Below are 22,826 nucleotides of genomic sequence, written 5' to 3'. Positions count from 1 at the left end.
GGCGACTCCCCCGCTGTCTATAGTTAGTTGGGTGACCAACTCAGTGGACCGGCGGGTGCGGGCGTCGCAGAAGCGGCAGCGGCTGATGGCGGCGGCGGCCCGGGTCCTGCACGAGCAGGGCGTCGAGCGCACCACCCTCGCGGACATCGCGCGGGAGGCCGACGTCCCGGTCGGGAACGTCTACTACTACTTCAAGACCAAGGACGAGCTGGTCCGGGCCGCGCTCGACGAACACACCGTGCACCTGGACGAACTCACCGCCCGGCTCGACCAGTTGCCCGACCCGCGCGACCGGCTCAAGGCGCTGGTCGAGGCGTGGGTCGAGCAGCGTGACGTCGCCGCCCGGTACGGCTGCCCCACCGGCACCCTGGCCGCCGAGCTCGGCAAGCGCGGCGAGGGGAGCGAAGGGAGCCTCGACACGGAGGTCGGCGCGGTGATCCGGCGGCTGCTGGAGTGGGCGGCACGCCAGTTCCGCGAGATGCGGCTGTCCGGCTCGGACGGTGCGGACCACCCTGACGACCCCGACGACCTGGCCCTCACCCTCGTCGCCGGCTACCAGGGCATGTCGCTGCTGGCCAACGCCCTGCGCGACCCGGGCGTCATGACCCGCGAAGGCGCCCGGCTCCTGACCTGGCTCGACTCGCTCCGGTGAGCCTCCTCTGAGAATCCTTTGAAACATTTTCCCGGGTCCAGCGCATCAACAAGGTGAGCGGCGGAGCGCCGGGGCGGTACGGGGACGGTGACAGGGACGTGGACGGGGGAGCCTGCGGATGAGTCAGAGGGCTGGGGAGGACTATGCCGAGTTCGCATCGGCGCGGGCCGGGCATCTGTACCGGTCCGCCTGTCTGCTCACCGCCGGGGACACCCACCTCGCGGAGGACCTGGTGCAGGAGGCCCTGGGGCGGATCTACGTCCGCTGGGGCCGGGTCTCCCGCGCCGAGAACCCCGCCGGGTACGCGCAGACCGTCCTCACCCGGACCTTCCTCGCCCACCGGCGGCGGTTCAGCAGCAGGGAGCGGGCCAGGGACTCGTTCCCCGAACTGGCCGACACCGGGGCGGATCCCGGCGGTGCCGATCCCTCGCTGCGGCTGACCCTCCTCGACGCGCTGGCGCGGCTGCCCGCCAAGGACCGGGCCGTCGTCGTCCTGCGGTACTGGGAGGACCGTTCGGTGCACGAGACCGCGGACGCGCTGAACATGAGCTCGGCCGCGGTCCGTACGCGGTGCGTGCGCGCCCTCGGGCGGTTGCGCGAGCTGCTGGGCGAGGACCTCGCCGAGTACGCCCGCCCCTGACATCAACCTTGTGGAGACGGTGGTTCGTCATGCCCGTGGAGCGGCAGTACAACGACAGCAACAGCGGCGGCGACAGCAACGGCGGCGGGAACAGTCACGACGACGGCTTCGAGGTGCGGCTCTCCGCCGCCCTGCACGATGCCGGGGACACCTTCGACGCCGACCGGGGCGCGCTCGTCGCCGGCGGTACGGTGCGGGGGCGGCGGCTACGGCTGCGGCGCCGGACGACCGTGCTGGGCGGCGCCGCCGGGGTTGCGCTCGCCGGGGTCGGCGGGGCGCTGCTGGTGCCCTGGGGCGGGTCGCCGTCCGGACGGCCGCAGTCCCCCTCCTCCGTGAGCACCACCCCGCACGCCACCTCCTCCCCCACCGCCCGCGCCGTCACCTCGGACGACATGATCGGCATGCTGGAGAAGCTGCTGCCCGAGGGGAAGTTCGGCAAGGCGGAGGGGCGGGGCGTCGACGTGAGCGAGCCGCTCGTGGCGCCGTACGCGCAGGTCGTGTTCGACGACGGGCACGGCCCCGGCGCGGTCAGCGTCGCCGTCAACCGGGTGCTGCCGGGCGGATCCGACGCCCGGCAGGCCGTCCGGTGCCCGGACAAGGTCTATACGCCGTACGACAGTTGCCGCACCAGCCATCTGCCCGACGCGTCCGTCGTCACCGTCGTGAAGGGATACGAGTATCCCGACCGGCGGGTGGACACCAAGCTCTGGACGGCGAACCTCGTCACCCCGGACGGCCATCACGTCTCCGTCAGCGAGTGGAACGCCGCCGCCGAGAAGGACGCGCCGGTCAGCCGGGACGAACCTCCGCTGTCCGCCGCGCAGTTGACGAAGCTGGCGGCTGCGGCGGAGTGGCGCGGGGTCGTCGAGGCCATCCCGGAGGATCCGCGGCAGACCCAGGAACCGCCCGAGACGCAGGGGAACGGCACGTCGATCCGGCAGACCCTCGCCTCGCTCCTTCCGAAGGGGCTGAAGGTGGTGGCGCACGGGAGCGACGACGACGAGCAGTTCACCTACGTCGTGGTCGACGACGGCAAGGGGCGGAGTCTCGTCCAGATCAATGTGCAGCCGGACATGTCCGATGTCGCGGACCAGCTGTTCGGGGCCGGGTCCGAGACGCTCGCCGACGGGACCCGGGTCGCCGAGCACAAGACGCCCGGGGAGAAGGGCGGCTCCGGGGTCGTCATGTGGACCGTCGACACCCTGCGCACCGACGGCTTCCGCGTGGTGGTCAGCGCCTTCAACTCCGGCTCCCAGCAGACCGCCGCGACCCGTACCGCCCCGGCCCTGACCATGAAGCAGCTCCGCGCCGTCGCGCTCAGCCCGAAGTGGCGGTCGTAGAGCCCTGCGGAACCTCCGGAGTGAGGTGGGAGTTAGCCTCGGGAGATCCGGCCCGAAGACGGCAGGAACGGCGCGAGGAGGCAGGCATGGCCAGGGTTCCCAGTTCGGTGATCGCCGCGAGTGGGCTCGTCGGGGGCTACGGCGTGGCCCGGTGGACGAAGCAGCGCCCGCTGGGCGGGGCCGTACTGGCCGTCGCCGGGGCGGCTGCCGCGCAGCAGTGGCGGCAGCGGGCGGGCGGGAAGGCGGCCGGGGCGCTGTCCGCCGCGTATGTCGTCGCGTTCGCCGGGTCGCACCCGCTGGCCAAGAAGGTCGGCGCCTGGCCGTCCGTACTCGGGGTGGCGGGTGCGGTGGCACTGGCGTCCTGGGCCGTCGCGGACCGGCGGGCCTGACCTGAACGCCCTCCCGACCGCGCCGGTCGTGCAGGCCGACGGCGGGATCGGAGGGGCCCGGCGGCCGGGGCGACCGCCGCTTCACGGGTAGAGGCCGGCCCGGAAGGTGAAGGAGACCAGCTGGGCCCGGTCGCGGGCGCCGACTTTCGTCATCGCCCGGACCGCGTGCGTCTTCACGGTGAGCGGTGACACGGAGAGCCGGGCCGCGATCTCGTCGTTGCCGAGACCGCCGGCGACCAGGACGACCACGTCCCGCTCCCTGGGGGTCAGAGCGCTGAAGCGGCGCAGCAGCTCCTTGTCGATCAGCGGGGGCGGGCTGTCGGTCATGTGACCGATGAGCGCGGCCGTCGCGGCGGCCGACAGCGCACCGCCGCCGCTCACGACCTCGGTGATTCCGGCGACGAGCTCGGCAGGGCTCACGGTCTTGCTCAGGAAGCCGTTGGCGCCCGCGCGCAGGGCGGCGAGGACGATGTCGTCCTGGTCGAACGTGGTCAGCACGATCACCCGCGTCTTCTCGGGCGGATGCTCCGCGCGGATCCGGCGGGTGGCCTCGACGCCGTCGATGCCGGGCATCCGGATGTCCATCAGGACCAGGTCGACGGGGTGGTCCCGGAGGAAGGGGACGACCTGGAGCCCGTCGGAGAGATCCCCCACGACGACGAGCCCCGGGTCGAGCCGGAGCATCGTCCGGATCCCGGCCCTGATCTCGTCCTGGTCGTCGACGATCAGGATCCGTGTCATCGGACGACCTCTCCCAGCGGGCTGAACTCCGCGTGGACCCGGAACCGCCCGTCGTGACGGTCGATCGTCAGCCGCCCGCTGGAGGACTCGACGCGTTCGCGCATCCCCACGAGTCCGAGTCCGCTGCCCGGGTCGGAGCCGTGCGGCGAGTGAGCGACGCGGTTCTCCACGGTGACGCGGATCCTGCCGTCGTGCTCGCGCACCTCCACCGTCGCCGTCCCCTCGCCGTGCCGGTAGGCGTTCGTGAGCGCTTCCTGGACGACCCGGTAGACCGTCACGCCGACGCTCGGCTCCACGAAGCCGGCCGGGATGTCGATGGAGGGCCGGACGTCGAGGCCGATGCTCTCGAAGGAGGCGACGAGTCCTTCCAGGCCGCTCAGCGCCGGGGTCGGCCGGAGCGCCTCGACGCCGGAGACGTCGTCCCCGAGGCGGAGCAGCGCGAGGATGCGTTGCGTCTCGACGACGACGGTACGGGCGCTGGACCTGGCCGAGACGAGGGCCTGCCGGGAGGACTCGGCGCCCTCGGGCAGCCCGATCTCCGCCGCACCGAGGTGCATGCTCAGCATCGCGACCTGGTGGCCGATGACGTCGTGGAGGTCCCGGGCGATACGGAGACGTTCCTCGGTCACCCGTCGGGTGGCTTCGATCTCACGGGTGGCGATGGCGGTCTCGGCCCGTTCCTCCAGGGTCCACCAGTGTTCCCGGTGGATGCGGAGGGCGGCCCCCGTCGCGCCTCCCGCCAGGGCCGAGAAGAGGGCGGCGGCTCCGACGACGGCACCGCCGCGGAATCCTCCGACCGTCATGAACGCCCCCAGGAAGAAGGCCGCCACGATGCCGGTCCCGGCCAGCGGCTGCTTTCCCCTGAGGGTGACGGAGAACAGCACGAGCACCGCCATCATCCACACCGACAGGGGGTCGTCGCCTGTCGCCGTGACGGCGAAGGAGGCCGCACTCGTCACGACCAGTCCTGCCCACGGCTTCCACCACGAGAGGGCGACGCCGCCGCCGGCGAGGAGCACGGACAGGATCGTCGGCCAGTCCGACCCCCGTACCGCCGCCGCCACGAGCTGCCCGGTGAACACGAGCCCTGCCACCGCGTAGGCGACCCGGTGCAGGGCCTCGGGGTGGCGGACCCACAGCGGTGCGGCCGGCCCGTCCTGACTGTTCTGCGCCTTGCCCATGAGCCGATTCTCGTTCACGTGTGCGGCGGCCGTGTACTTCGAATGATGTAGACGCGGGGCGGGGTGGACGAGGGACGAGGTGGACGGCCGAGCCGCTTCGGTGGGCGGAGACGGCAGAAGTACTTCGTTCGAAGTACGCGGCCCCTCCCGAGGCCGCCGAGACTCCTCGTCGAGGCGACCGTCTCGCACCGTCACCACGATCACCACGGGACATCCGATGACTCAGACCACCGCGACTTCGACCACTTCAACCGCTTCGGCAACTTCAGCCACTTCAGCGACGACGGCGTCTTCCGGGCTCCGATCGCTCCACCTGATCCGGGTCGCCTTCTCCCTGATCTGGGTGGCGCTCGTCCTCACGACCTCCGCCTCGCTCGGGTCGGCGGACGAGCCCACGGTGATCGCGGCCGTGCTGCTCGTCGTCTACCCCCTGTGGGACGCCGTCGCCACGCTCGTCGAGCGCCGCCTGACCGGCACCGGCGCCACGGACACCGTCAGCGTCGTCAACATGGGGCTCGGCCTCGCGGCCACCGCCGGGATGGCCGCCGCCGTCTTCTCCACCATCGGGCGGGCCCTTCTCGTGTTCGGCGTCTGGGCCCTCCTGTCCGGAGCCGTCCAGCTCGTCGTGGCGGTCCGGCGCCGGCGCACGGTCGGCGCCCAGTGGCCCATGGCCGTCAGCGGCGGACAGTCCGTCCTCGCCGGTGCCACCATCGCCGCCACGTCCGCCTCGGCGACGAGCAGCCTCTCCACCGTGGCCGGATACTCGGCGTTCGGCGCCTTCTGGTTCCTCGTCTCCGTCATCGCCCTGAGCATCCGCAGCCGACGCGAGCAGCGTTGACCACCGCCGCCGCAGCCACCGCGCAGCCCCTAGACGTCCGAGGTGCGAAACGCCCGGCGGTAGGCCTGGGGGCTGGTGCCGACCACTCTCCTGAAGCGTTCGCGGAAGGCGGTCGGGGAGCCGAAGCCCGACTGGGTCGCGATGCGTTCGACGGGGTGGGCGGTGGTCTCCAGCAGGTGCTGGGCCCTGCGCACCCGGGCCCGGTGCAGCCACTGCAGCGGGGTCGTGCCGGTCTGGTCGCGGAAGCGGCGGTTGAGGGTACGGGTGCTCATGCCGGCCTGGGCCGCGACCTCGTCCAGGGTGAGGTCCCGGTCGCAGTTGTCCTCCAGCCAGGACAGGAGCGGCTCCAGGGTCGCCCCGGCCGGGGCCGGCGGCTGGTCGTGGACGATGAACTGGGCCTGGCCGCCCTCCCGTTCCAGCGGCATGACCGACATCCGGGCCGCGTGGGCGGCGACCGCCGAGCCGTAGTCCTTGCGGATCATGTGCAGGCACACGTCCATGGCCGCCGCCGCGCCCGCCGAGGTCAGGAACTGGCCGTTGTCGACGTACAGGACGTTCGGGTCGACGTCGACGCGCGGGTGCAGCGCGGCCAGGGCGTCAGCCGCGGCCCAGTGTGTGGTGGCGCGCAGGCCGTCCAGCAGGCCGGTGGCCGCGAGGACGAACGCCCCGACGCAGACCGACGCGATCCGGGTGCCGTTCGCCGCCGCCGCGCGCAGGGCGTCGGCCACCTCGGGCGGCAGGACGCAGGCGGGATCCGCGACGCCGGGCACGATGATCGTGTCCGCCTCGGCCAGCGCCTCCAGCCCGTACGGCGCCTTGATCGTGAACGCGCCGCCCGCCGCCGTCACCTCGGCCGCCGGCCCGCACACCCGCACCCGGTAGGCGTCCCGGCCGTCGGGCAGCCGGGCCCAGCCGAAGGTGTCGATCGGCACGGTGAAGTCGGACGGGATGACCTGGTCCAGGACGAGTACGGCGACGGTGTGCATGGCAGGAACGTAGTCGGTCGACGGGTTGTCGCCAACCGTGGGTACGGTTCCCTGGTACCGGCACCTGCTGCCTGGCGGGAATCCGTCGAAGGGTGGCAGTATCGCCGCTTCTACGCGATCTTCCGGCCGCCTACCGTCGTCGCCGTGACCAAGTTCCTCCTCGCCGTCCATGTCCTCGCGGCGATCGTCGCGATCGGTCCCGTCACCGTCGCCGCCAGCATGTTCCCGCCGGCCGCCCGCCGCGCCATCGAGGCACCGGACGACGTCCGGGCCGCCGAGACCGTCCAGCTGCTGCACCGGATATGCCGGGTGTACGCCGTCGTCGGCGTCGCCGTCCCCGTGTTCGGGTTCGCCACGGCGAGCAACATGCACGTGCTCGGCAGCGCCTGGCTGATCACGTCGATCGCGCTCACCGCACTCGCCGCACTCGTCCTCGCCGCGCTGGTCCTGCCCCGGCAGAGCGCACTGGTGGAGGCCGGCGCGGGTGCCGGTACCCGGCAGATGACCGTCCAACTGGCCATGTTCACCGGGGTGTTCAACCTCCTGTGGGCCGTCGTGACGGTGCTGATGATCGTGCGGCCGGGGTCGACGACCGGCGCCTGAGCCCTCGTATCGGGCAGCCGGGTTTCTGTTATCGGGAGGCGGGCGGGTCCGTCTCCCGGTGCATGCACACGACTCGACAGATCAGCCGCCGGAGCATGGTGAGGGCCTCGGGCGCGGCCGTGGGGATCGCCGTGGTGGGCGCGGTGGGCGGCGCGGTCGCTCCCGCAGCCGCCGGAACCGCAGCCGCCGGAACCGGAGCCGCCGCCGGGACCGGAGCCGGGGCCTTCGCCCACCCCGGCCTGCTGCACACCCGTACCGACCTCGACCGGATGGCCGCCAAGGTGAAGGCGGGCGCCGCGCCCTATGCGGCCGGGTTCGCCAGGCTCACCGCCAACCGGCACGCGCAGAGCGGCTGGCAGGCCCGGCCGCAGTCCGTGGTGTACCGGGGGTCGGGCACCCCGGAGAACTACTCGCTGCTCTACAACGACATCCACGCCGCCTACCAGAACGCCCTGCGCTACCACGTGACGGGCGAGAGCGCCTACGCCGACACCGCGGTCGCCGTCCTCAACGCCTGGTCCGCCACGCTCACCGCGGTCAACGGTTCCGCCGACCGGTTCCTGGCCGCCGGGCTGTACGGCTACCAGTTCGCCAACGCCGCCGAACTCGTCCGGGACCACGGGGACTTCGAGCTGGCCCGCTTCCAGGAGATGCTGAGCAAGAACTTCGGCGCGATGAGCGACGACTTCCTCGTCCGGCACAACGGCGCCGTCGTCTCCAACTACTGGACCAACTGGGACCTCGCCAACATGGCCTGCGTCCTCGCCACCGGCATCTTCTGCGACGACCGCGCCCAAGTCGCCCGAGCGGTCGACTACTTCAAGCACGGCGCCGGGCTCGGGGCGGTCCGGAACGCGATTCCCGTGCTCTACGACGACGGGCTCGGCGAGTGGCTGGAGGCGGGGCGCGACCAGGGGCATGCGCTGCTCGGGGTGGGTTTGATGGGCACGCTCTGCGAGATGGCGTGGAACCAGGGGATCGACCTGTACGGCTACGACGACAGCCGGTTCCTCAAGGGGGCGCAGTACGTCGCCAGGTGGAACCTGGGCGGGCAGGTGCTGTTCACGGCGAACACGCGGCGGAAGGGGGCGATCGGAGGGTGGTCCGGGAGCGAGACGGTGACGGCCGCGGCGGGCGTCGACCCGTCGATGATCCGTCCCATCTGGGCCATGATCGCCAACCACTACACCAAGCGGCGGGGCATGTCCGCGACGTACCTCACCCGCATCGCGGCGAAGGCGGCACCGGAGGGCGGGGGCGGCGACTACGGGCCGAACAGCGGGGGGTACGACCAACTGGGCTTCGGGACATTGGCGTTCACGCGGGACCGGGTGAACGCGGGGGCCGGGGACACCGCTGGGGACGGGGGTACGGCGGGGGGTACGACGCCTTCCCCGACGGCCACGAAGGCATCCGCGTCGGACTCGGCCTCCGCGTCGGCCTCCGCATCGGCGTCGGTCGCCGGGTCCGCAGCCACGCCCGCGGCAGCCCCTTCCGCCCTGGGCAAGGGCGACGATCTCGCCGCCACCGGCTCCGGGGACGTCGTCGGATGGACCGCGGCCACCGGGATCACCGCGCTGGCGGGCGGGCTGCTGTTGCTCCGCAGGCGGGGGCGCGGGCGCCAGGACGGCTAGGCCCTGTCCCTCCGGCCGACGTCGGACCGCACGCGCGTTTCCCGATCTCCAGACCGCCCGACCTCCGGACCGCCCGATCTCCGGACCGCCCGTTCTCCGGACCGCCCGTTCTCCGGACCGCCCGTTCTCCGGACCGCCCGTTCTCCGGACCGCCCGGCGTGGTTCTCCACCCCGGGTTCCACCCATGGGTCCAGGCGTCGCGGGCCCCGCGACAGCAGGCTTGGGGGCATGACAACGACCGAGTGGATCACCGACATCGCCCTCATCCTCGTCGTCTTCCGGCAGCTGCGGGAAGGCCGACTGGACCTCAAGACCTTCCTGATCCCGCTGGGGATCGTGGCCTACGTGGCCCACACGTACCTGGACTCCGTTCCCACCGCGGGCAACGACCTGGTACTGGTCGGAGCGCTCATGGCCGCGGGCGCCGTCCTCGGCATCGCCGGCGGCGTCTACACCCGGGTCAGGACCGCGGGCGAGCACATCCTGATCAAGGCGGGCGCGGTCTCCGCGATCCTGTGGGTGCTCGGCATGGGTGCCCGGATGGGCTTCCAGCTGTGGACCGAGCACGGCGGCGCCGACGACGTCGCCCGGTTCAGCCTCGCCCACCACATCACCAGCGACCAGGCATGGGTGGCGGCCTTCGTCCTGATGGCGCTCACCGAGGTCGTCACCCGGCTGGCCACGATCTTCATCCGCGGCCGGATGCTGACCGCCGGGCAGCCCGCCCCCGCCTCGAACCGCGTCCCGGTCCGACCGTGAGCTATGGTCTGGCCGTGCCCACCGACGAGACCGCCGCCGCCCCCGGACAGGTCCCGCCCCCGTCGGCCGCGCCCCGGCCGATCCCGGGCCGGGACCCCCGGGTGCAGTGGGCCCTCACCCTGGCGGTCATCGCCAGCGGAGCCCTGACGATCCGGCCGATGGGCGTCAGCGGGCGGGGGCTGGTGGTCGCGGTCCTGTTCGTACTGAACTGTGCGGCGCTGCTGGCCCGGGGCCTGCCCCCGGGCAGGGTCCCGCCGCGTGCCGCCGTCGTCTGGCTGTCGCTGGGCGTCCTCGCGGCAGCCGCGCTGATCGGCACGGGCCGCAGCGGATCGGGTTACCTCTTCGCCTTCTTCCTCTCCGGTCACATCGGATACCGGCTGCCGACCAGACCGGCCCTCGTCCTGGCCCTGTCCTGCAGCCTGCTCTGCGGCGGCGTCCTGTACTTCCAGGTCGGCCCTGGTCACCACCTGCTGCCCTGGGCCGTCGGCCTCACCACCGGCGCACCGGTCCTGGTCGGGATACTCAACCGCGCCCAGCACCAGGCCGTGGAGGCCGCGCTGTCGGCGGCCGAGAGCGCGGAGCGCGCCGCCCGGGCCGAGGCGCAGGCCGCCGCGCTCACCGAACGCGGCCGGATCGCCCGGGACGTGCACGACGTCCTGGCGCACACGCTGGCCGGGATCAACATGCAGCTGGAACTGGCCGACGCGCTGCTCGACACCGGCGACCTGGAGAAGGTCAGGGCGGTCAACGACAAGGCCCACAGCCTCGTCAAGGAGAGCCTGAAGCAGGCGCAGTGGACCGTCCACGCACTCCGCGAGGACTCGCTGCCGCTGGTGGAGACCCTCACCGCGATGGTCGAGTCGTCCGGCCACCGCGACGCCCTGACCGTCCGCGGCACCCCCGTGGAGATACCGGCCAAGGTGACCCAGAACCTGCTGCGGATCGCCCAGGAATCCCTGACCAACGCGGCGCGGCACGCCCCGGGCGGTGAGGTGCGGGTGGAGCTGGCCTTCACGGCTTCCGCGACGGCGCTGACGATCCGCAACCGGCACGCCACCCGTACGGTGAACGCGGGGGGCGGCAGCGGAATGGGGCTGATCGGAATGCGCGAACGCGTCGCCCTGCTGGGCGGCACCCTCACCGCGGGACCGGTCACCGAGGGACCGGACCAGGGCGGCTGGCACGTGGAGGCAGTGATCCCGCGATGAGTGAACCCACCGAGAACTCCCGGCCGTTGCGCGTGGTCGTCGCCGACGACCAGGCCGCCGTCCGCGAACCGCTCGCCGCGGTGCTGGGGCTGGCCGAGGACATCGACGTCGTCGCGGCGGCCTCGGACGGTACCGGCGTGCTGGAGGCGGTCGCCGCCGGTCCGGTGGACGTCGTGCTGATGGACCTGCGCATGCCCGTGCTCGACGGGATCGAGACCACCCGCAGGCTGACCGGCGAACACCCCGAGGTGGCCGTCGTCGTGCTCACCACGTTCGCCGACGACGACTCGATCCTGGCGGCCCTCGGCGCGGGCGCCCGCGGCTATCTGACGAAGAACGCCGGACGCCAGGACATCGTCCGCGCGATCCGCGCCGCCGCCGCGGGCCAGTCCGTCCTGGACCGCGAGGTCCAGGACCGGCTGCTGGCCACCGTCCGCGCCAGGCCGACGGCGTCCGGAGAGCAGCTGCCCGCGGACCTCACGCCCCGCGAACGCGAAGTCCTCACCCTGATCGGCCAGGGGCTGCCCAACCGCGCGATCGCCGAGAAGCTCTTCGTGAGCGAGGCGACCGTCAAGACGCACATCAACAACCTCTTCGCCAAGGCCGGCATCCGGGACCGCGCCGACGCCGTACGCCGCGCCATCGCAGCGGGCCTGGCCTGACCTCCTGACCCCGGGGGGGTGCGGCCCGGCGGATCACGCCGCACGCGGGCGGCGTCAGTCCCGGTGCCGGTGGCGCAGCAGGTGCCGGAGGACGAGTGCGGTGACGAGGGCGCCCAGGGCGACGAGGGCGTAGAGCTGGTAGCGGCTGATCTCGTCGTAGACGGCGGTGATGTGGGTGCCCGTCACATAGGCCAGGCTGGTCCACAGGCCGACCCACAGCGCGGCGCCGAGGGCGTTGAAGACGAGGAAGCGGGGCCAGGGCATGCCGCTGGTGCCCGCGATGATGCCGTTGACCTGGCGCAGCCCTTCGACGAAGCGGGCCACGACGACGATCTTGCCGCCGTGGCGGGCGAAGAACTCCTCGGCCTTCCGGAAGCGTTCCGGGGTGACGAAGACGTACCGGCCCCAGCGGTGCACGAAGGCCCGTCCGCCGGTGTGGCCGATCAGGTAGCCGATGTTGTCCCCGACGACGGCGGCGGCGAACGCGATGACCGCCACGGCGACGACGTTCAGCTGTCCCGCCCCCGCGTAGACCCCGGCGGCGATCAGGATCGTCTCGCCCGGCGCGGGGACCCCGAAGTCCTCCACGAGGACCACGGCACCGACGGCCCAGTAGCCGTAGTGGGTGAGCAGCGGGGCCAGGTGGGCCAGCGGGCCCGGAAGCGGCGGCGCCATGCCCCCACCGTACGCGGGCAGGGGTGCCGGCGTGTGCGTGGCCGGGCGGGCGGGCGCTTGCTCCACCCGTGGGTCCTGGCCGCCCGTTCGGCCGTATGCGGGCGGCTCAGCGCCTTCCGTCGCGGTCCCCAGCCGCCAGGATGGCCGGAGGGTGAACCCGAGCGTCTGGAGACACACACCGGTGACCGTTCTCAACGAGCCCGAGCCCTCGGCCGTCCCCCATTACGACAGCGAGGTCCCGTTGCGGGGCCGGCAGCCCGGCAACGTCGTGGTGAAGTGGATGACCACCACCGACCACAAGACGATCGGCACGCTGTACCTGGCGACGTCGTTCGCGTTCTTCCTGATCGGTGGCGTGATGGCGTTGCTGATGCGCGCCGAGCTCGCCCGGCCGGGCCTGCAGATCATCTCGAACGAGCAGTTCAACCAGGCGTTCACGATGCACGGCACGGTGATGCTGCTGATGTTCGCGACGCCGCTGTTCGCCGGCTTCACGAACTGGATCATGCCGCTCCAGATCGGCGCCCCCGACGTCGCGTTCCCCCGGCTGAACATGTTCGCCTACTGGCTCTACCTGTTCGGCTCGACCATCGCCGTCGGCGGCTTCCTCACCCCGCAGGGTGCGGCCGACTTCGGCTGGTTCGCGTACTCGCCGCTGTCGGACGCGGTCCGCTCGCCGGGCCTCGGTTCCGATCTGTGGATCATGGGTCTGGCCTTCTCCGGCTTCGGCACGATCCTCGGCGCGGTCAACTTCATCACCACGATCATCTGCATGCGCGCGCCCGGCATGACGATGTTCCGGATGCCGATCTTCACCTGGAACGTGCTGCTGACCGCGACCCTGGTCCTCTTCGCCTTCCCGGTCCTCGCCGCCGCGCTGTTCGCGCTGGAGGCGGACCGCAAGTTCGGCGCCCACGTCTTCGACGCCTCCAACGGCGGAGCACTGCTCTGGCAGCATCTCTTCTGGTTCTTCGGCCATCCGGAGGTGTACATCATCGCGCTGCCGTTCTTCGGCATCGTGACCGAGGTGTTCCCGGTCTTCGCCCGCAAGCCGGTCTTCGGCTACATGGGCCTGGTCGCGGCGACCATCGCGATCGCCGGTCTGTCCGTGACCGTGTGGGCGCACCACATGTACGTCACCGGCGGTGTGCTTCTCCCCTTCTTCTCCTTCATGACCTTCCTGATCGCGGTACCGACCGGGGTGAAGTTCTTCAACTGGATCGGCACCCTGTGGAAGGGCTCGGTGTCGTTCGAGACGCCGATGCTGTGGGCAGCGGGCTTCCTCGTCACGTTCCTGTTCGGCGGTCTGACCGGTGTCATCCTCGCCTCGCCGCCGATGGACTTCCACGTCTCCGACTCGTACTTCGTGGTGGCGCACTTCCACTACGTGGTGTTCGGCACGGTCGTCTTCGCGATGTTCTCCGGCTTCCACTTCTGGTGGCCCAAGTTCACCGGCAAGATGCTCGACGAACGCCTCGGCAAGATCACCTTCTGGACCCTGTTCATCGGCTTCCACGGCACCTTCCTGGTCCAGCACTGGCTGGGCGCCGAGGGCATGCCGCGCCGGTACGCCGACTACCTCGCGAGCGACGGCTTCACCGCCCTGAACACGGTCTCGTCGATCGGTTCGTTCCTGCTCGGCCTGTCGATCCTGCCGTTCCTCTACAACGTGTGGAAGACCGCCAGGTACGGCAAGCCGGTCGGTGTCGACGACCCGTGGGGCTACGGCCGTTCGCTGGAGTGGGCGACCTCCTGCCCGCCGCCGCGGCACAACTTCGTCACCCTGCCGCGGATCCGCAGCGAGTCCCCGGCGTTCGACCTGCACCACCCCGACATCGCCCTGGCGGAGGCCGAGGCCCACGGCGTCCGCTCATGACCGACCCGGGGCACCGGGTGGGCGGCGGGCCGCGGCCGGGAGGCGGCCGGGACCTCGGCAACGAGGTGGAGGGATACCTGCTGTGGCGGGCCAGGATCACGGAGGCCGAGCAGCGGGCGAGGGAGTTCACCGGGCGCATGGAGTGGCTGACCACGGGCCAGCGCGACGAGGTCGAGCGGCACTACGTCGACGACAGCCTGCGGCGCGCCCGGCAGGACCTCGAACGGATCGCCGCCCGGTGTGTGTCCCTGCGGGACGAGTACGAGCGGCGCTACCGCGCGCTGCGGGCGCGCTGCGTGGGATGGGCGGTGGCCGTGTGCGGGGGCGTCGCCCTGGTGGCGACGGCGGTGTCGGCGGTGACCGTGGTGTCCGTGGGCCGCTGAGCCGTTCAGTCCCCCGGCTGTGGAGCCGCCGCGGCGGTCAGCGGACGCGCGATGTCCTCCAGTGGCCGGCGCTCCGCGTTCACCGCGCACGCCGCCGCCACCAGCCCGGCCGCGCACATCAGACCGGCCCCGATCTGGAACGCCAGCACCGTGTCGGACACCTTCCCGGTCCCCGTGAGGTCGGCGAAGAGCAGGGGGCCGCTGATGCCGCCAGCGGCCGTGCCGAGAGCGTAGAAGAACGCGATGGACATCGCCCGCGTCTCCATCGGGAAGATCTCCGAGACGGTCAGGTAGGCGCTGGACGCTCCCGCCGAGGCGAAGAAGAGGACCGCGCACCAGCACGCCGTCAGGGTTCCCGCCGTCAGCACACCCCGGCCGAACAGCCAGGCCGTGAGGAAGAGCAGCAGCCCGGAGAGGATGTACGTCGACGAGATCATCACCCTCCTGCCCACCGTGTCGAAGAGCTTGCCCAGGAGCAGCGGGCCGAGGAAGTTGCCGACGGCGATGACCACGAAGTAGTAGCCCGTGTCCCCCGTCGGCACGTCGAAGAAGGCCGTGAGGATCGCGCCGAAGCCGAAGGTGATCGCGTTGTAGAGGAACGCCTGGCCGATGAAGAGGGAGAAGCCGAGGACGGACCTGCGGCGGTAGTCGCGGAAGAGCGTGCGGGCGATCTCGCCGAAGGTGACGCTCCCGCGCTGGTGGATCACCAGCTCGCCGGCCGGTTCGGGGAGCGGCCCGCCCTTCTCCGTCGCCACCCGGTGCTCGATCGAGGAGACGATCTCCTCCGCCTCCCGCTCCCTGCCGTGGATCAGCAGCCAGCGCGGGCTCTCCGGGACGTTGCGCCGTACCAGCAGGATGACCAGGCCGAGGACGACGCCCAGCGCGAAGGTCAGCCGCCAGCCGACGTCCTCGGCCAGGAAGTCCGTGTTCAGCGCGACGATCGAGAGCAGCGAGCCGCCCACCGCGCCCACCCAGAAGCTGCCGTTGATGACCAGGTCGACGCGGCCCCGGTGGTACGCCGGGATCAGCTCGTCGATCGCCGAGTTGATCGCCGCGTACTCGCCGCCGATGCCGAAGCCGGTCAGGAAGCGGAAGGTGAAGAACCACCAGGGGGCGAAGGAGAGCGAGGTCAGGGCGGTGGCGGCCAGGTAGACCGCCAGAGTGGTCATGAAGAGCTTCTTCCGGCCGTACCGGTCGGTCAGGCGGCCCCAGAAGAGGGCGCCGGTGCAGGCGCCGGCCACGTAGAGGGCCGCGGCGGTGCCGGTGACCTGGGAGGAGGAGATCGGCAGGCCGCTGCCCGGTTCGGAGAGGCGGCTCGCGATGTTGCCGACGACCGTGACCTCCAAGCCGTCCAGGATCCAGACGGTGCCGAGGCCGATGACGATCGTCCAGTGCCAGCGGGACCAGGGGAGCCGGTCCAGGCGGGCCGGGATGCGGGTGGTGATCGTCCGGCCGGTGCCCTCCGCGCCCACGTCCGCAGCAGCCGTACCCATCGCGCCTCCTCGGCCGGGAGAAGTACCGGAACCCGCGGCCGGGTGCCCGGCTCCGGGAGCCCTATGCCCCGAGCGCGCGCGACACCGTGAAGATCAGCACGCCGGCCAGCGACCCCACCACCGTGCCATTGATACGGATGAACTGCAGGTCGCGGCCGATGTGCGCCTCGATCTTCCGGGTGGTGTGCTCGGCGTCCCAGCCGGCCACCGTGTCGGTGATCAGGGAGGTGATCTCCTTGCGGTAGGTCGACACGACGTGCACGGCCGCGCCCTCGACCCAGCTGTCGACCTTGTCCTGGACCTTGGGTTCGGAGGCCATCCGGGCGCCCAGGGACATCAGGGAGGCACGCACGCGCAGCCGCAGCTCGCTGCGCTCGTCCTCGGCCGCCGAGACGATCATGGATCGTACGGCCGTCCAGGCGGACGCGATCAGGTCCTGCACCTCGCCGCGGCCCAGGACCTCGCCCTTGAGGCGCTCGACGCGGGCGCGGGTGTCGGTGTCGGACTGGAGGTCGTTGGCGAAGTCGGAGAGGAAGCGGTCGAGGGCGCCGCGGGCCGGGTGGGAGGGCATGTCCCGCATCTCGGAGCAGAAGCGGAGCAGCTCCTTGTAGACGCGCTCGCCTACGCGGCGGTCGACGAACCGGGGGGTCCAGCCGGGGGCACCGCCCTGGACGGCGTCCATCACGGAGTCTCCGTGCAGCACCAGCCAGTCGTACGCGCGGGCGACGACGAGGTCCACGACGCGCTTGTGGCCGCCGTCGGCGACGACCCGCTCCAGCATCTTGCCGATGCCGGGGGCGATCTCCTGGGCGTCGGCGCGCCGGGTGATGGCCTCGCCGACGACCGCCTGGACGTCGGAGTCGCGCAGCACGGTGAGCGCGCCGCGGAGCGCCGTCGCGAGCTCGGCGGTGACCCGGTCGGCGTTCTTCGGCTCGGCCAGCCAGGCACCGAGGCGGCTGCCGATACCGACGGCGCGCAGGCGCTGGCGTACGACGTCCTGGGAGAGGAAGTTCTCGCCGACGAACTCGCCGAGCGAGACGCCGAGCTGGTCCTTCTTGGTCGGGATGATCGCGGTGTGCGGGATGGGCAGGCCGAGGGGGTGGCGGAAGAGGGCGGTCACCGCGAACCAGTCGGCCAGCGCGCCGACCATGCCGGCCTCGGCGGCGGCGGCCACGTAGTCCGCCCAGACGCCGGCGCCGGCGCTCGACGCCCACTTCGCCAGGACGTACACGAGCGCGACGAGCAGGAGCAGGCCGGTCGCCGTGGTCTTCATGCGGCGGACGCCGCGTTGGCGCTCCTCGTCGGCCGGCGTGAAGGCGTTCATGGACTTGTAGGACGGGGTGGCCGGCGCGGGCACGCCCGCCGTCCGGTCCGCCGTCTCCGTAGGTTCCGCCATCTGCTCCACCCGTTCGCAGCCGGTCACCCCACACGGTGACCCCGCACATATTGTCCCTTCCCGACCTACTCCCGGAACGGCGGAAGAGTTCCCGGCGGCGGGCCGGACCTGTTCCGCTCTCTTGACCTCCCCCACTCCTGAGGATTCAATCAACTCTGACCGAACACTCATCAACGTTCGGGTCCCACCGGCAGCCGTCCCGAGCCGCAGCCTTCTGGAGGACTTCGCCATGCGTCATGACACGACCGCGCACCCCTACACGCCACCGCCGCCGCGTATCCGGGACGGGCTGAACGAGGCGGCCGTCCGGCTGGCCGGCGTCGACGCGTCCGTGGCCGCGCTGCCGGACATCCCGCCCCGCGCGCCCGACGCGGACGGCGACGAGGAGAAGCTGGGCGCCGTCACCGTCACCCACCGCTTCGCCGACGCTCCCGGTGACGGCGGGACCGTGCGCTGGCACTACGTCGAGTGCGGCCCCGCCGACGCTCCCGTGGTGGTGTTCCTGCACGGCGTTCCCGACTCCTGGTGGCAGTGGCACCACGCCCTCGAAGCCCTGGGCTCCGACCACCGCTGTCTGGCCGTCGACCTGAAGGGCTACGGCCAGTCGGAGAAGGGCACGGGGGACTTCCGCCAGGAGGGGGTCGCCGTCCAGTTGGAGGCCCTCCTCGACCAGCTGGGGACGGAGCGGTTCAGCCTGGTCACGCACGACAGGGGGACCCCGGTCGGCGACCATCTCGTCGCCCGGCTCGGCGACCGCGTCCTGCGCTACGGCCGGGGACAGCAGCACCTCTGGCACCTGCATCCCGACCTGCACCCGCAGGAGGCGATGTTCGTCTCGCCCGACGCACCCGGCATGCTGGCCGACGCCCGCCGGTTCGTGGTCACCGCGTACACGCTGCTCACGGAGCACGGCGTCGGGGCGTCCGACCTCGTGCGGACCGTGCAGGAGTTCGGGCACGAGGGGATCAGTGCCGCCGTCCCCCGCTACTTCCACTCGTCGTCGTTCCGCCAGGAGTGGATCGAGCGGCGCACCCGGCTCGTTCCCCGGTGGAGGTGTCCCGTCCTCCTCCTACAGGGGGCGGACGACCCCCTCCAGCCCCGCGAGTTCTACACGGACCCCGAGGTGCTCGCACAGCTCCCACCCGGAAGCGGCGTACACCTCTTCGACTCCGGCCACTTCTGGCCATTCGAGGCCCCCGACGAAACAGCCACCGTACTCCGAAACTTCCTCACCCACCCCTAACACCCACAAGCCCGCGGTGGCTAACCACGCGGTTCCCCGCGGGCCGACGGGGGCTGGTCGCGCAGTTCCCCGCGCCCCTTCAGGCCGACTACGCCACCGCCGCTCGAAACAACCCGTCTCGCTGCCGCCACCCGACACAACCCGGCTCGCTGCCGTCCCCTACACCCCGCCGCCACGGTGCTCAGCCACGACGGCGGTGTCCGGCGGTGCCGAACCGGGCCGTGGGTGTCTGCGGGCCGGTGGGGGCTCGTCGCGCAGTTCCCCGCGCCCCTTCAGGCCGACTACGCCACCGCCGCTCGAAACAACCCGTCTCGCTGCCGTCCCCTACACCCCGCCGCCACGGCGCTCAACCACGACGGCGGTGTCCGGCGGTGCCGAACCGGGCCGTGGCCATCCGCGGGTCGGTGGGGGCTGGTCGCGCAGTTCCCCGCGCCCCTTTGGGGCGACTGCGTCACCGGTGCTCGGAATACCCGGCCGGGGAGCAGGCGCGGTTCTGGGGTGGATGGGTTGGCGCTGGCTCAGTAGTCGTCGTGCCTTCGGCGGTCGCGGTCTTCGCGGCGTTGGTGGTGGCGCTCCTGGCGGGCGGCGTGGAGTTCGTGGCGGGCGGATTTGCGGTCGAGTTGTTCCTGGCGGCGTTCTTCCTTGATGCGCTGGCGTTCTGCCCTCGTCACCTTGTGGGCCACCTCGACGCCGCCCCAGAACGCGAAGCCCGTCACCACCACCCGCGGGGCGTCCGGGTCCGGCGACATGTCGTGCTCGCGCTCGTCGAAGCCGCCCATGATGCCGATGCCGCGCATCACGACCTCGACGCCCGGCGGCACGATCACGCTCATCCCGCCCATGATCGCGATGCAGTTGATCACGACCTCGCCGTCCGCGAAGTTCGCCTCGCGCAGGTCGATCTCGCCGCCGCCCCAGAACGCGAAGGACGTGAAGCGCCTCGGCACCGTCCAGCGGCCCTTGCGCTGGAAGCCGGACATCACGGCCACCGCCCAGGACGAGGAGCCCTCGCCGCCGACGATCCGGTGACCCCAACTACCGTTCTGCACCGGCGGCTTGGAGAGCGACACGGCCGGTGACGCGGGCAGGTCCCTGGTGATCGGCGTCAGCTCGCCGTACGTACGGGCCTGGTACGTCGCCTCCAGCCGTTCCTCGAACTCCGCCATGTCGAGACGCCCTTCGGCGAGGGCGTCCCGCAGGATCTCGGCGACTCGTTCACGATCGGCGTCGGAGGCGCGCAGCTCCGGGGCATCGTCGGTCATGGAAGCAGCCTACGAGTTCCCGGCGCCGGGGACCACGGGTGCTGCCTCCACTATGCGGTGGCCCGGTCCGGCGGGGATTTGGGGGTGTCCCCCATGGAATACAGCATCTTCGCGATCACCGCCTCGATGTCCGGCTCCCGGACCGACAGGTCGGCCAACGGGTACTCCGCCGCGATCCGCGCCACCAGCGGCGCCGCCGACTCCGACGCCGGGAACGCCAGCCACTGCCTCGGCCCCTCCACCCTCACCACCCGGGCGGCCGGCCCGGCGTCGATCGGCGGGAGCTCCCGCTCCAGGTCGACCACGAGGGTGCGCTCGCTCTCCCCCGCCTCGTGCAGGCCGGCGAGCGGACCGTCGTACACCAGCCGCCCGTGGTCGATGACCATCACCCGGGAGCACAACTGCTCGATGTCCTGGAGGTCGTGGGTGGTGAGCAGGACCGTGGTGCCGTGTTCGGTGTTCAGTTCGCGGAGGAAGTCGCGGACCCTGGCCTTGGAGATGACGTCCAGGCCGATCGTCGGTTCGTCGAGGTAGAGGACGTCCGGGTCGTGCAGGAGTGCGGCCACGATGTCACCGCGCATCCGCTGGCCCAGGGAGAGTTGTCGTACCGGGACGTCCAGGAGGGTTTCCAGGGAGAGGAGTTCGACCAGGCGGTCCAGGTTCTCGCGGTAACGGGCGTCGGGGATGCGGTACATGCGGTGCATCAGGCGGTAGGAGTCGATGAGGGGGAGGTCCCACCACAGGGTCGTCCGCTGCCCGAAGACCACGCCGATGCGGTGGGCCAGGCGGGTGCGTTCGCGGGACGGGTCGATGCCGGCCACCCGGAGCCGGCCGCCGCTCGGGGTGAGGATGCCCGTCAGCATCTTGATCGTGGTCGACTTCCCGGCGCCGTTCGGGCCGATGTAGCCGACCATCTCGCCCCGCGCCACCGTGAAGGAGAGCGAGTCGACCGCCCGTACCTCCCGGCGTTCCCGTTTCAGGAAGCCGGTCTTCTTCCGGACCTCGAAGACCTTCTCGACCCCGTCGACCTGGATGAACACCTCGTCGACCTCGTCCATCCCGTCCACCTCACCGGCCCCTCCGGCCTTGTCGTTCTCGTTGACCTCGTCGTTCTCGTTGGCCTCGTCGACCTCGTTGGCCTCGTCGGACACGTCCGGCATCGGATCAGCTCCCCGTACTTCGATACGACCTGAGGCCGGCCCGCCATGCCAGGCCCGCCAGCACGCAGCACGCCGCCGCCACCAGCGGTGTCGACCAGGCCGTCCACGCCGGCAGCCGCAGCGGATACGGCCGCCCCAGCACGTACGCGGCCGGCACCCAGTTGACGAAGGCCAGCGGCAGCATGAACGTCACCCCGCGCACGAAGTCCTTCCCGAACACCGTCGGCGGGTACTGGAGCAGCGTCGTACCGCCGTACGTGAACGCGTTCTGCACCTCCGCCGCGTCCTGCGCCAGGAACTGGAAGGCCGCGCCCGCCACGAACAGCGCGCAGAAGATCGCCGCGCCGCCCGCCAGCATCAGCGGGACCAGCAGCACCTTCGCCGGCGTCCACACGACGTCCACGGAGACCAGCGCCCAGCCCAGCACCACCGCGCCCTGGGTGATCCGGCCGAGGCGGCGCGGCGCGAAGTGGTCCGCTCCTATCTGGGCGAGCACCGGGGCCGGCCGGACCAGCAGCGTGTCGAAGGAGCCGTCGCGGATCCGGGCGCCCAGCACGTCCATCGAGCCCAGCACCAGGTCGGCCACCCCGAACGCGGTCGCCGACAGCCCGTACAGGAAACAGACCTCGGGCAGCGACCAGCCGCCGAGCGAGTCGACCTGCGAGAACATCAGCAGGATCGTGGCGAAGTCCAGCCCGGTGACCAGCAGGTTCCCGGCCATGGTGATGGCGAAGGACGTGCGGTAGATCATCGTGGAGCGGATCCACATCGCGGCGATCAGCCGGTACGCCCGCAGACCGTCCCGCATGCGCTCACCCACCCTGCACCACCACCCGTCGTGTCGCCGCCGACTGCAGCAGCCGGCCCGCCGCCAGCAGCACCACCGCCCACCCGGCCTGGAAGGCGAGCGCCCCCGCCGCGCCCGTCTCGCCCAGCAGTACGTCCGCCGGCATCTGGATCTGCGCCGCCCACGGCAGGACACGGGCGACCTCGCCGAAGGCGCCCGGGAAGACGTTCAGCGGCAGGGTCATGCCCGAGAAGAAGATCCCCGTGATCATCAGCACCTGGTTGACGCCCATCCCGTCCATCAGCCAGAACGCGCTCAGCGCGACCAGGTAGCGGATGCCGAAGCTGACGAGCATCGCGAGGAGCAGCGCGACCAGGAAGGCGGCCCAGGTGCCGGCGTCCGTGGGCAGCGCCATCGGGAAGAACGCCGCGCCGACCAGGAAGGGGATCACGCCCCGCCCCAGCATCTGGAACAGCGAGCGGCCCAAGTCGGTCGCCAGCCACCACATTTGAAGATCGGCCGGACGGTACAGGTCGATCGCGATCGCGCCGGTGCGGATACGCTCCATCAGGTCTTTTTCGACGCCCCCGCCCTGGATCGCGAGCGTCGCGTACAGGCACTGCCCGAGCCACACATAGGTCACCGCCTGTGCCTGGTCATAGCCTCCGAGGTGCGGTTTCTCGTCCCACAGCGCCAAGTAGGTGTAGACGAGGATGATCCCGAAGGCGGTGTTCGTGAACACCCCGGCGGCGGTGGCGGCCCGGTACGTCGCGTACCGTCTGAAACCCCCCGCCGCGACGGCTGTGTACAACCGTCCCGCGCCCACGCCAACCGACCTCCCGGACCGCCCGACACCGAAGCGCAGGAGCCTACTGCGCCGGCGACATCGCAGGCCACGCAATTTCCGTGACCGAAGCG

At 71.6% G+C, this 22,826-nt stretch carries 23 protein-coding genes; 13 read left to right on the top strand and 10 right to left on the bottom strand.

What is annotated here, in order from left to right:
- Positions 1-31: 31 nt before the first annotated feature.
- From AB0D74_RS17145 to AB0D74_RS17130, 4 genes are all read left to right on the top strand, one after another.
- A complete protein-coding gene (locus AB0D74_RS17145; protein WP_362586528.1) occupies positions 32-652 on the top strand; it encodes a TetR/AcrR family transcriptional regulator in 621 nt (206 codons plus the stop codon).
- A gap of 118 nt (positions 653-770) precedes the next feature.
- A complete protein-coding gene (locus tag AB0D74_RS17140; RefSeq protein WP_362586525.1) occupies positions 771-1,292 on the top strand; it encodes a SigE family RNA polymerase sigma factor in 522 nt (173 codons plus the stop codon).
- A gap of 29 nt (positions 1,293-1,321) precedes the next feature.
- A complete protein-coding gene (locus AB0D74_RS17135) occupies positions 1,322-2,632 on the top strand; it encodes a hypothetical protein (RefSeq protein WP_362586522.1) in 1,311 nt (436 codons plus the stop codon).
- An 86-nt stretch (positions 2,633-2,718) separates the two neighbouring features.
- Complete coding sequence (locus AB0D74_RS17130; RefSeq protein ID WP_362586519.1) at positions 2,719-3,021, top strand: hypothetical protein; 303 nt, start codon at positions 2,719-2,721, stop codon at positions 3,019-3,021.
- 81 nt (positions 3,022-3,102) lie between these two features.
- Here AB0D74_RS17130 and AB0D74_RS17125 read toward each other — a convergent pair whose 3' ends face one another.
- Positions 3,103-3,762 carry a response regulator transcription factor gene (locus AB0D74_RS17125; protein ID WP_362586516.1) on the bottom strand — a complete coding sequence of 220 codons (660 nt, stop codon included), beginning with the start codon at positions 3,760-3,762 and terminating at the stop codon, positions 3,103-3,105.
- Entirely contained in the window at positions 3,759-4,943 is a 1,185-nt protein-coding gene (locus AB0D74_RS17120; RefSeq protein ID WP_362586513.1) for a histidine kinase, read from the bottom strand. The genes AB0D74_RS17125 and AB0D74_RS17120 overlap by 4 nt, the downstream gene beginning before the upstream one ends.
- Before the next feature lie 343 nt (positions 4,944-5,286).
- On the opposite strand from AB0D74_RS17120, the gene AB0D74_RS17115 reads away from it, so the two are divergent.
- Positions 5,287-5,781 carry a hypothetical protein gene (locus AB0D74_RS17115; protein ID WP_362586510.1) on the top strand — a complete coding sequence of 165 codons (495 nt, stop codon included), beginning with the start codon at positions 5,287-5,289 and terminating at the stop codon, positions 5,779-5,781.
- A 29-nt stretch (positions 5,782-5,810) separates the two neighbouring features.
- Here AB0D74_RS17115 and AB0D74_RS17110 read toward each other — a convergent pair whose 3' ends face one another.
- A complete protein-coding gene (locus tag AB0D74_RS17110; RefSeq protein ID WP_362586507.1) occupies positions 5,811-6,767 on the bottom strand; it encodes a helix-turn-helix domain-containing protein in 957 nt (318 codons plus the stop codon).
- A gap of 144 nt (positions 6,768-6,911) precedes the next feature.
- On the opposite strand from AB0D74_RS17110, the gene AB0D74_RS17105 reads away from it, so the two are divergent.
- The 5 genes from AB0D74_RS17105 to AB0D74_RS17085 all read left to right on the top strand — a co-directional run bounded on the left by AB0D74_RS17105 (position 6,912) and on the right by AB0D74_RS17085 (position 11,633).
- Positions 6,912-7,370 (top strand): hypothetical protein, encoded by a 459-nt coding sequence (locus AB0D74_RS17105; protein ID WP_362586504.1) that lies wholly within the window; start codon positions 6,912-6,914, stop codon positions 7,368-7,370.
- Between the two features lie 95 nt (positions 7,371-7,465).
- Positions 7,466-9,004, top strand: a complete 1,539-nt coding sequence (locus AB0D74_RS17100; protein WP_362586501.1) for an alginate lyase family protein — start codon at positions 7,466-7,468, stop codon at positions 9,002-9,004.
- A 228-nt stretch (positions 9,005-9,232) separates the two neighbouring features.
- Complete coding sequence (locus AB0D74_RS17095) at positions 9,233-9,763, top strand: hypothetical protein (protein WP_362586498.1); 531 nt, start codon at positions 9,233-9,235, stop codon at positions 9,761-9,763.
- Positions 9,760-10,971 (top strand): histidine kinase, encoded by a 1,212-nt coding sequence (locus AB0D74_RS17090; RefSeq protein ID WP_362586495.1) that lies wholly within the window; start codon positions 9,760-9,762, stop codon positions 10,969-10,971. Before AB0D74_RS17095 ends, AB0D74_RS17090 begins: the two co-directional genes overlap by 4 nt.
- Positions 10,968-11,633 (top strand): response regulator transcription factor, encoded by a 666-nt coding sequence (locus tag AB0D74_RS17085; RefSeq protein ID WP_362586492.1) that lies wholly within the window; start codon positions 10,968-10,970, stop codon positions 11,631-11,633. The genes AB0D74_RS17090 and AB0D74_RS17085 overlap by 4 nt, the downstream gene beginning before the upstream one ends.
- A 54-nt stretch (positions 11,634-11,687) precedes the next feature.
- Here AB0D74_RS17085 and AB0D74_RS17080 read toward each other — a convergent pair whose 3' ends face one another.
- Complete coding sequence (locus tag AB0D74_RS17080) at positions 11,688-12,308, bottom strand: DedA family protein (RefSeq protein ID WP_362586489.1); 621 nt, start codon at positions 12,306-12,308, stop codon at positions 11,688-11,690.
- 181 nt (positions 12,309-12,489) lie between these two features.
- Between AB0D74_RS17080 and ctaD the strand changes: the two genes are divergently transcribed.
- Positions 12,490-14,184, top strand: a complete 1,695-nt coding sequence (gene ctaD / locus AB0D74_RS17075) for a cytochrome c oxidase subunit I (protein ID WP_362586486.1) — start codon at positions 12,490-12,492, stop codon at positions 14,182-14,184.
- Positions 14,181-14,567, top strand: coding sequence for a cytochrome C oxidase subunit I (locus tag AB0D74_RS17070; RefSeq protein ID WP_362586483.1), 387 nt, complete (start codon positions 14,181-14,183; stop codon positions 14,565-14,567). The genes ctaD and AB0D74_RS17070 overlap by 4 nt, the downstream gene beginning before the upstream one ends.
- 5 nt (positions 14,568-14,572) lie before the next feature.
- Here the strand turns inward: AB0D74_RS17070 and AB0D74_RS17065 are convergent, their stop codons facing one another.
- Together AB0D74_RS17065 and AB0D74_RS17060 are read right to left on the bottom strand one after the other, a co-directional pair.
- Complete coding sequence (locus AB0D74_RS17065; RefSeq protein WP_362586480.1) at positions 14,573-16,060, bottom strand: MFS transporter; 1,488 nt, start codon at positions 16,058-16,060, stop codon at positions 14,573-14,575.
- A gap of 61 nt (positions 16,061-16,121) precedes the next feature.
- Positions 16,122-17,384: a DUF445 domain-containing protein gene (locus AB0D74_RS17060; RefSeq protein WP_362586874.1), complete on the bottom strand. Its 1,263-nt coding sequence runs from the start codon at positions 17,382-17,384 to the stop codon at positions 16,122-16,124.
- 301 nt (positions 17,385-17,685) lie between these two features.
- On the opposite strand from AB0D74_RS17060, the gene AB0D74_RS17055 reads away from it, so the two are divergent.
- Positions 17,686-18,699, top strand: coding sequence for an alpha/beta hydrolase (locus AB0D74_RS17055; RefSeq protein WP_362586477.1), 1,014 nt, complete (start codon positions 17,686-17,688; stop codon positions 18,697-18,699).
- Positions 18,700-19,217: 518 nt separating this feature from the next.
- Here the strand turns inward: AB0D74_RS17055 and AB0D74_RS17050 are convergent.
- From AB0D74_RS17050 to AB0D74_RS17035, 4 genes are all read right to left on the bottom strand, one after another.
- Entirely contained in the window at positions 19,218-19,961 is a 744-nt protein-coding gene (locus AB0D74_RS17050; protein WP_362586474.1) for a DUF1707 domain-containing protein, read from the bottom strand.
- Between the two features lie 50 nt (positions 19,962-20,011).
- The gene (locus tag AB0D74_RS17045; RefSeq protein ID WP_362586871.1) at positions 20,012-21,019 is read right to left on the bottom strand and encodes an ABC transporter ATP-binding protein; all 1,008 of its coding nucleotides are present in this window, start codon (positions 21,017-21,019) and stop codon (positions 20,012-20,014) included.
- A 106-nt stretch (positions 21,020-21,125) separates the two neighbouring features.
- Complete coding sequence (locus AB0D74_RS17040; protein WP_362586471.1) at positions 21,126-21,929, bottom strand: ABC transporter permease; 804 nt, start codon at positions 21,927-21,929, stop codon at positions 21,126-21,128.
- A 4-nt stretch (positions 21,930-21,933) separates the two neighbouring features.
- Positions 21,934-22,719 (bottom strand): ABC-2 family transporter protein, encoded by a 786-nt coding sequence (locus tag AB0D74_RS17035; protein WP_362586868.1) that lies wholly within the window; start codon positions 22,717-22,719, stop codon positions 21,934-21,936.
- Positions 22,720-22,826: the final 107 nt, after the last annotated feature.

Source organism: Streptomyces sp. NPDC048278, from assembly GCF_040652195.1.
GTDB lineage: Bacteria > Actinomycetota > Actinomycetes > Streptomycetales > Streptomycetaceae > Streptomyces.
This window is presented reverse-complemented; position numbering and strand designations above follow the sequence as displayed.

Excerpts from the sequence above, each read along its gene's own strand:
- AB0D74_RS17140 (WP_362586525.1), top strand. The coding sequence starts at position 771 with ATGAGTCAGAGGGCTGGGGAGGACTATGCCGAGTTCGCATCGGCGCGG.
- AB0D74_RS17135 (WP_362586522.1), top strand. The coding sequence starts at position 1,322 with ATGCCCGTGGAGCGGCAGTACAACGACAGCAACAGCGGCGGCGACAGC.
- AB0D74_RS17130 (WP_362586519.1), top strand. The coding sequence starts at position 2,719 with ATGGCCAGGGTTCCCAGTTCGGTGATCGCCGCGAGTGGGCTCGTCGGG.
- AB0D74_RS17125 (WP_362586516.1), bottom strand. The coding sequence starts at position 3,762 with ATGACACGGATCCTGATCGTCGACGACCAGGACGAGATCAGGGCCGGG.
- AB0D74_RS17120 (WP_362586513.1), bottom strand. The coding sequence starts at position 4,943 with ATGGGCAAGGCGCAGAACAGTCAGGACGGGCCGGCCGCACCGCTGTGG.
- AB0D74_RS17110 (WP_362586507.1), bottom strand. The coding sequence starts at position 6,767 with ATGCACACCGTCGCCGTACTCGTCCTGGACCAGGTCATCCCGTCCGAC.
- AB0D74_RS17100 (WP_362586501.1), top strand. The coding sequence starts at position 7,466 with ATGGTGAGGGCCTCGGGCGCGGCCGTGGGGATCGCCGTGGTGGGCGCG.
- AB0D74_RS17095 (WP_362586498.1), top strand. The coding sequence starts at position 9,233 with ATGACAACGACCGAGTGGATCACCGACATCGCCCTCATCCTCGTCGTC.
- AB0D74_RS17085 (WP_362586492.1), top strand. The coding sequence starts at position 10,968 with ATGAGTGAACCCACCGAGAACTCCCGGCCGTTGCGCGTGGTCGTCGCC.
- AB0D74_RS17080 (WP_362586489.1), bottom strand. The coding sequence starts at position 12,308 with ATGGCGCCGCCGCTTCCGGGCCCGCTGGCCCACCTGGCCCCGCTGCTC.
- AB0D74_RS17070 (WP_362586483.1), top strand. The coding sequence starts at position 14,181 with ATGACCGACCCGGGGCACCGGGTGGGCGGCGGGCCGCGGCCGGGAGGC.
- AB0D74_RS17065 (WP_362586480.1), bottom strand. The coding sequence starts at position 16,060 with ATGGGTACGGCTGCTGCGGACGTGGGCGCGGAGGGCACCGGCCGGACG.
- AB0D74_RS17060 (WP_362586874.1), bottom strand. The coding sequence starts at position 17,384 with ATGAACGCCTTCACGCCGGCCGACGAGGAGCGCCAACGCGGCGTCCGC.
- AB0D74_RS17055 (WP_362586477.1), top strand. The coding sequence starts at position 17,686 with ATGCGTCATGACACGACCGCGCACCCCTACACGCCACCGCCGCCGCGT.
- AB0D74_RS17050 (WP_362586474.1), bottom strand. The coding sequence starts at position 19,961 with ATGACCGACGATGCCCCGGAGCTGCGCGCCTCCGACGCCGATCGTGAA.
- AB0D74_RS17045 (WP_362586871.1), bottom strand. The coding sequence starts at position 21,019 with ATGGACGAGGTCGACGAGGTGTTCATCCAGGTCGACGGGGTCGAGAAG.
- AB0D74_RS17040 (WP_362586471.1), bottom strand. The coding sequence starts at position 21,929 with ATGCGGGACGGTCTGCGGGCGTACCGGCTGATCGCCGCGATGTGGATC.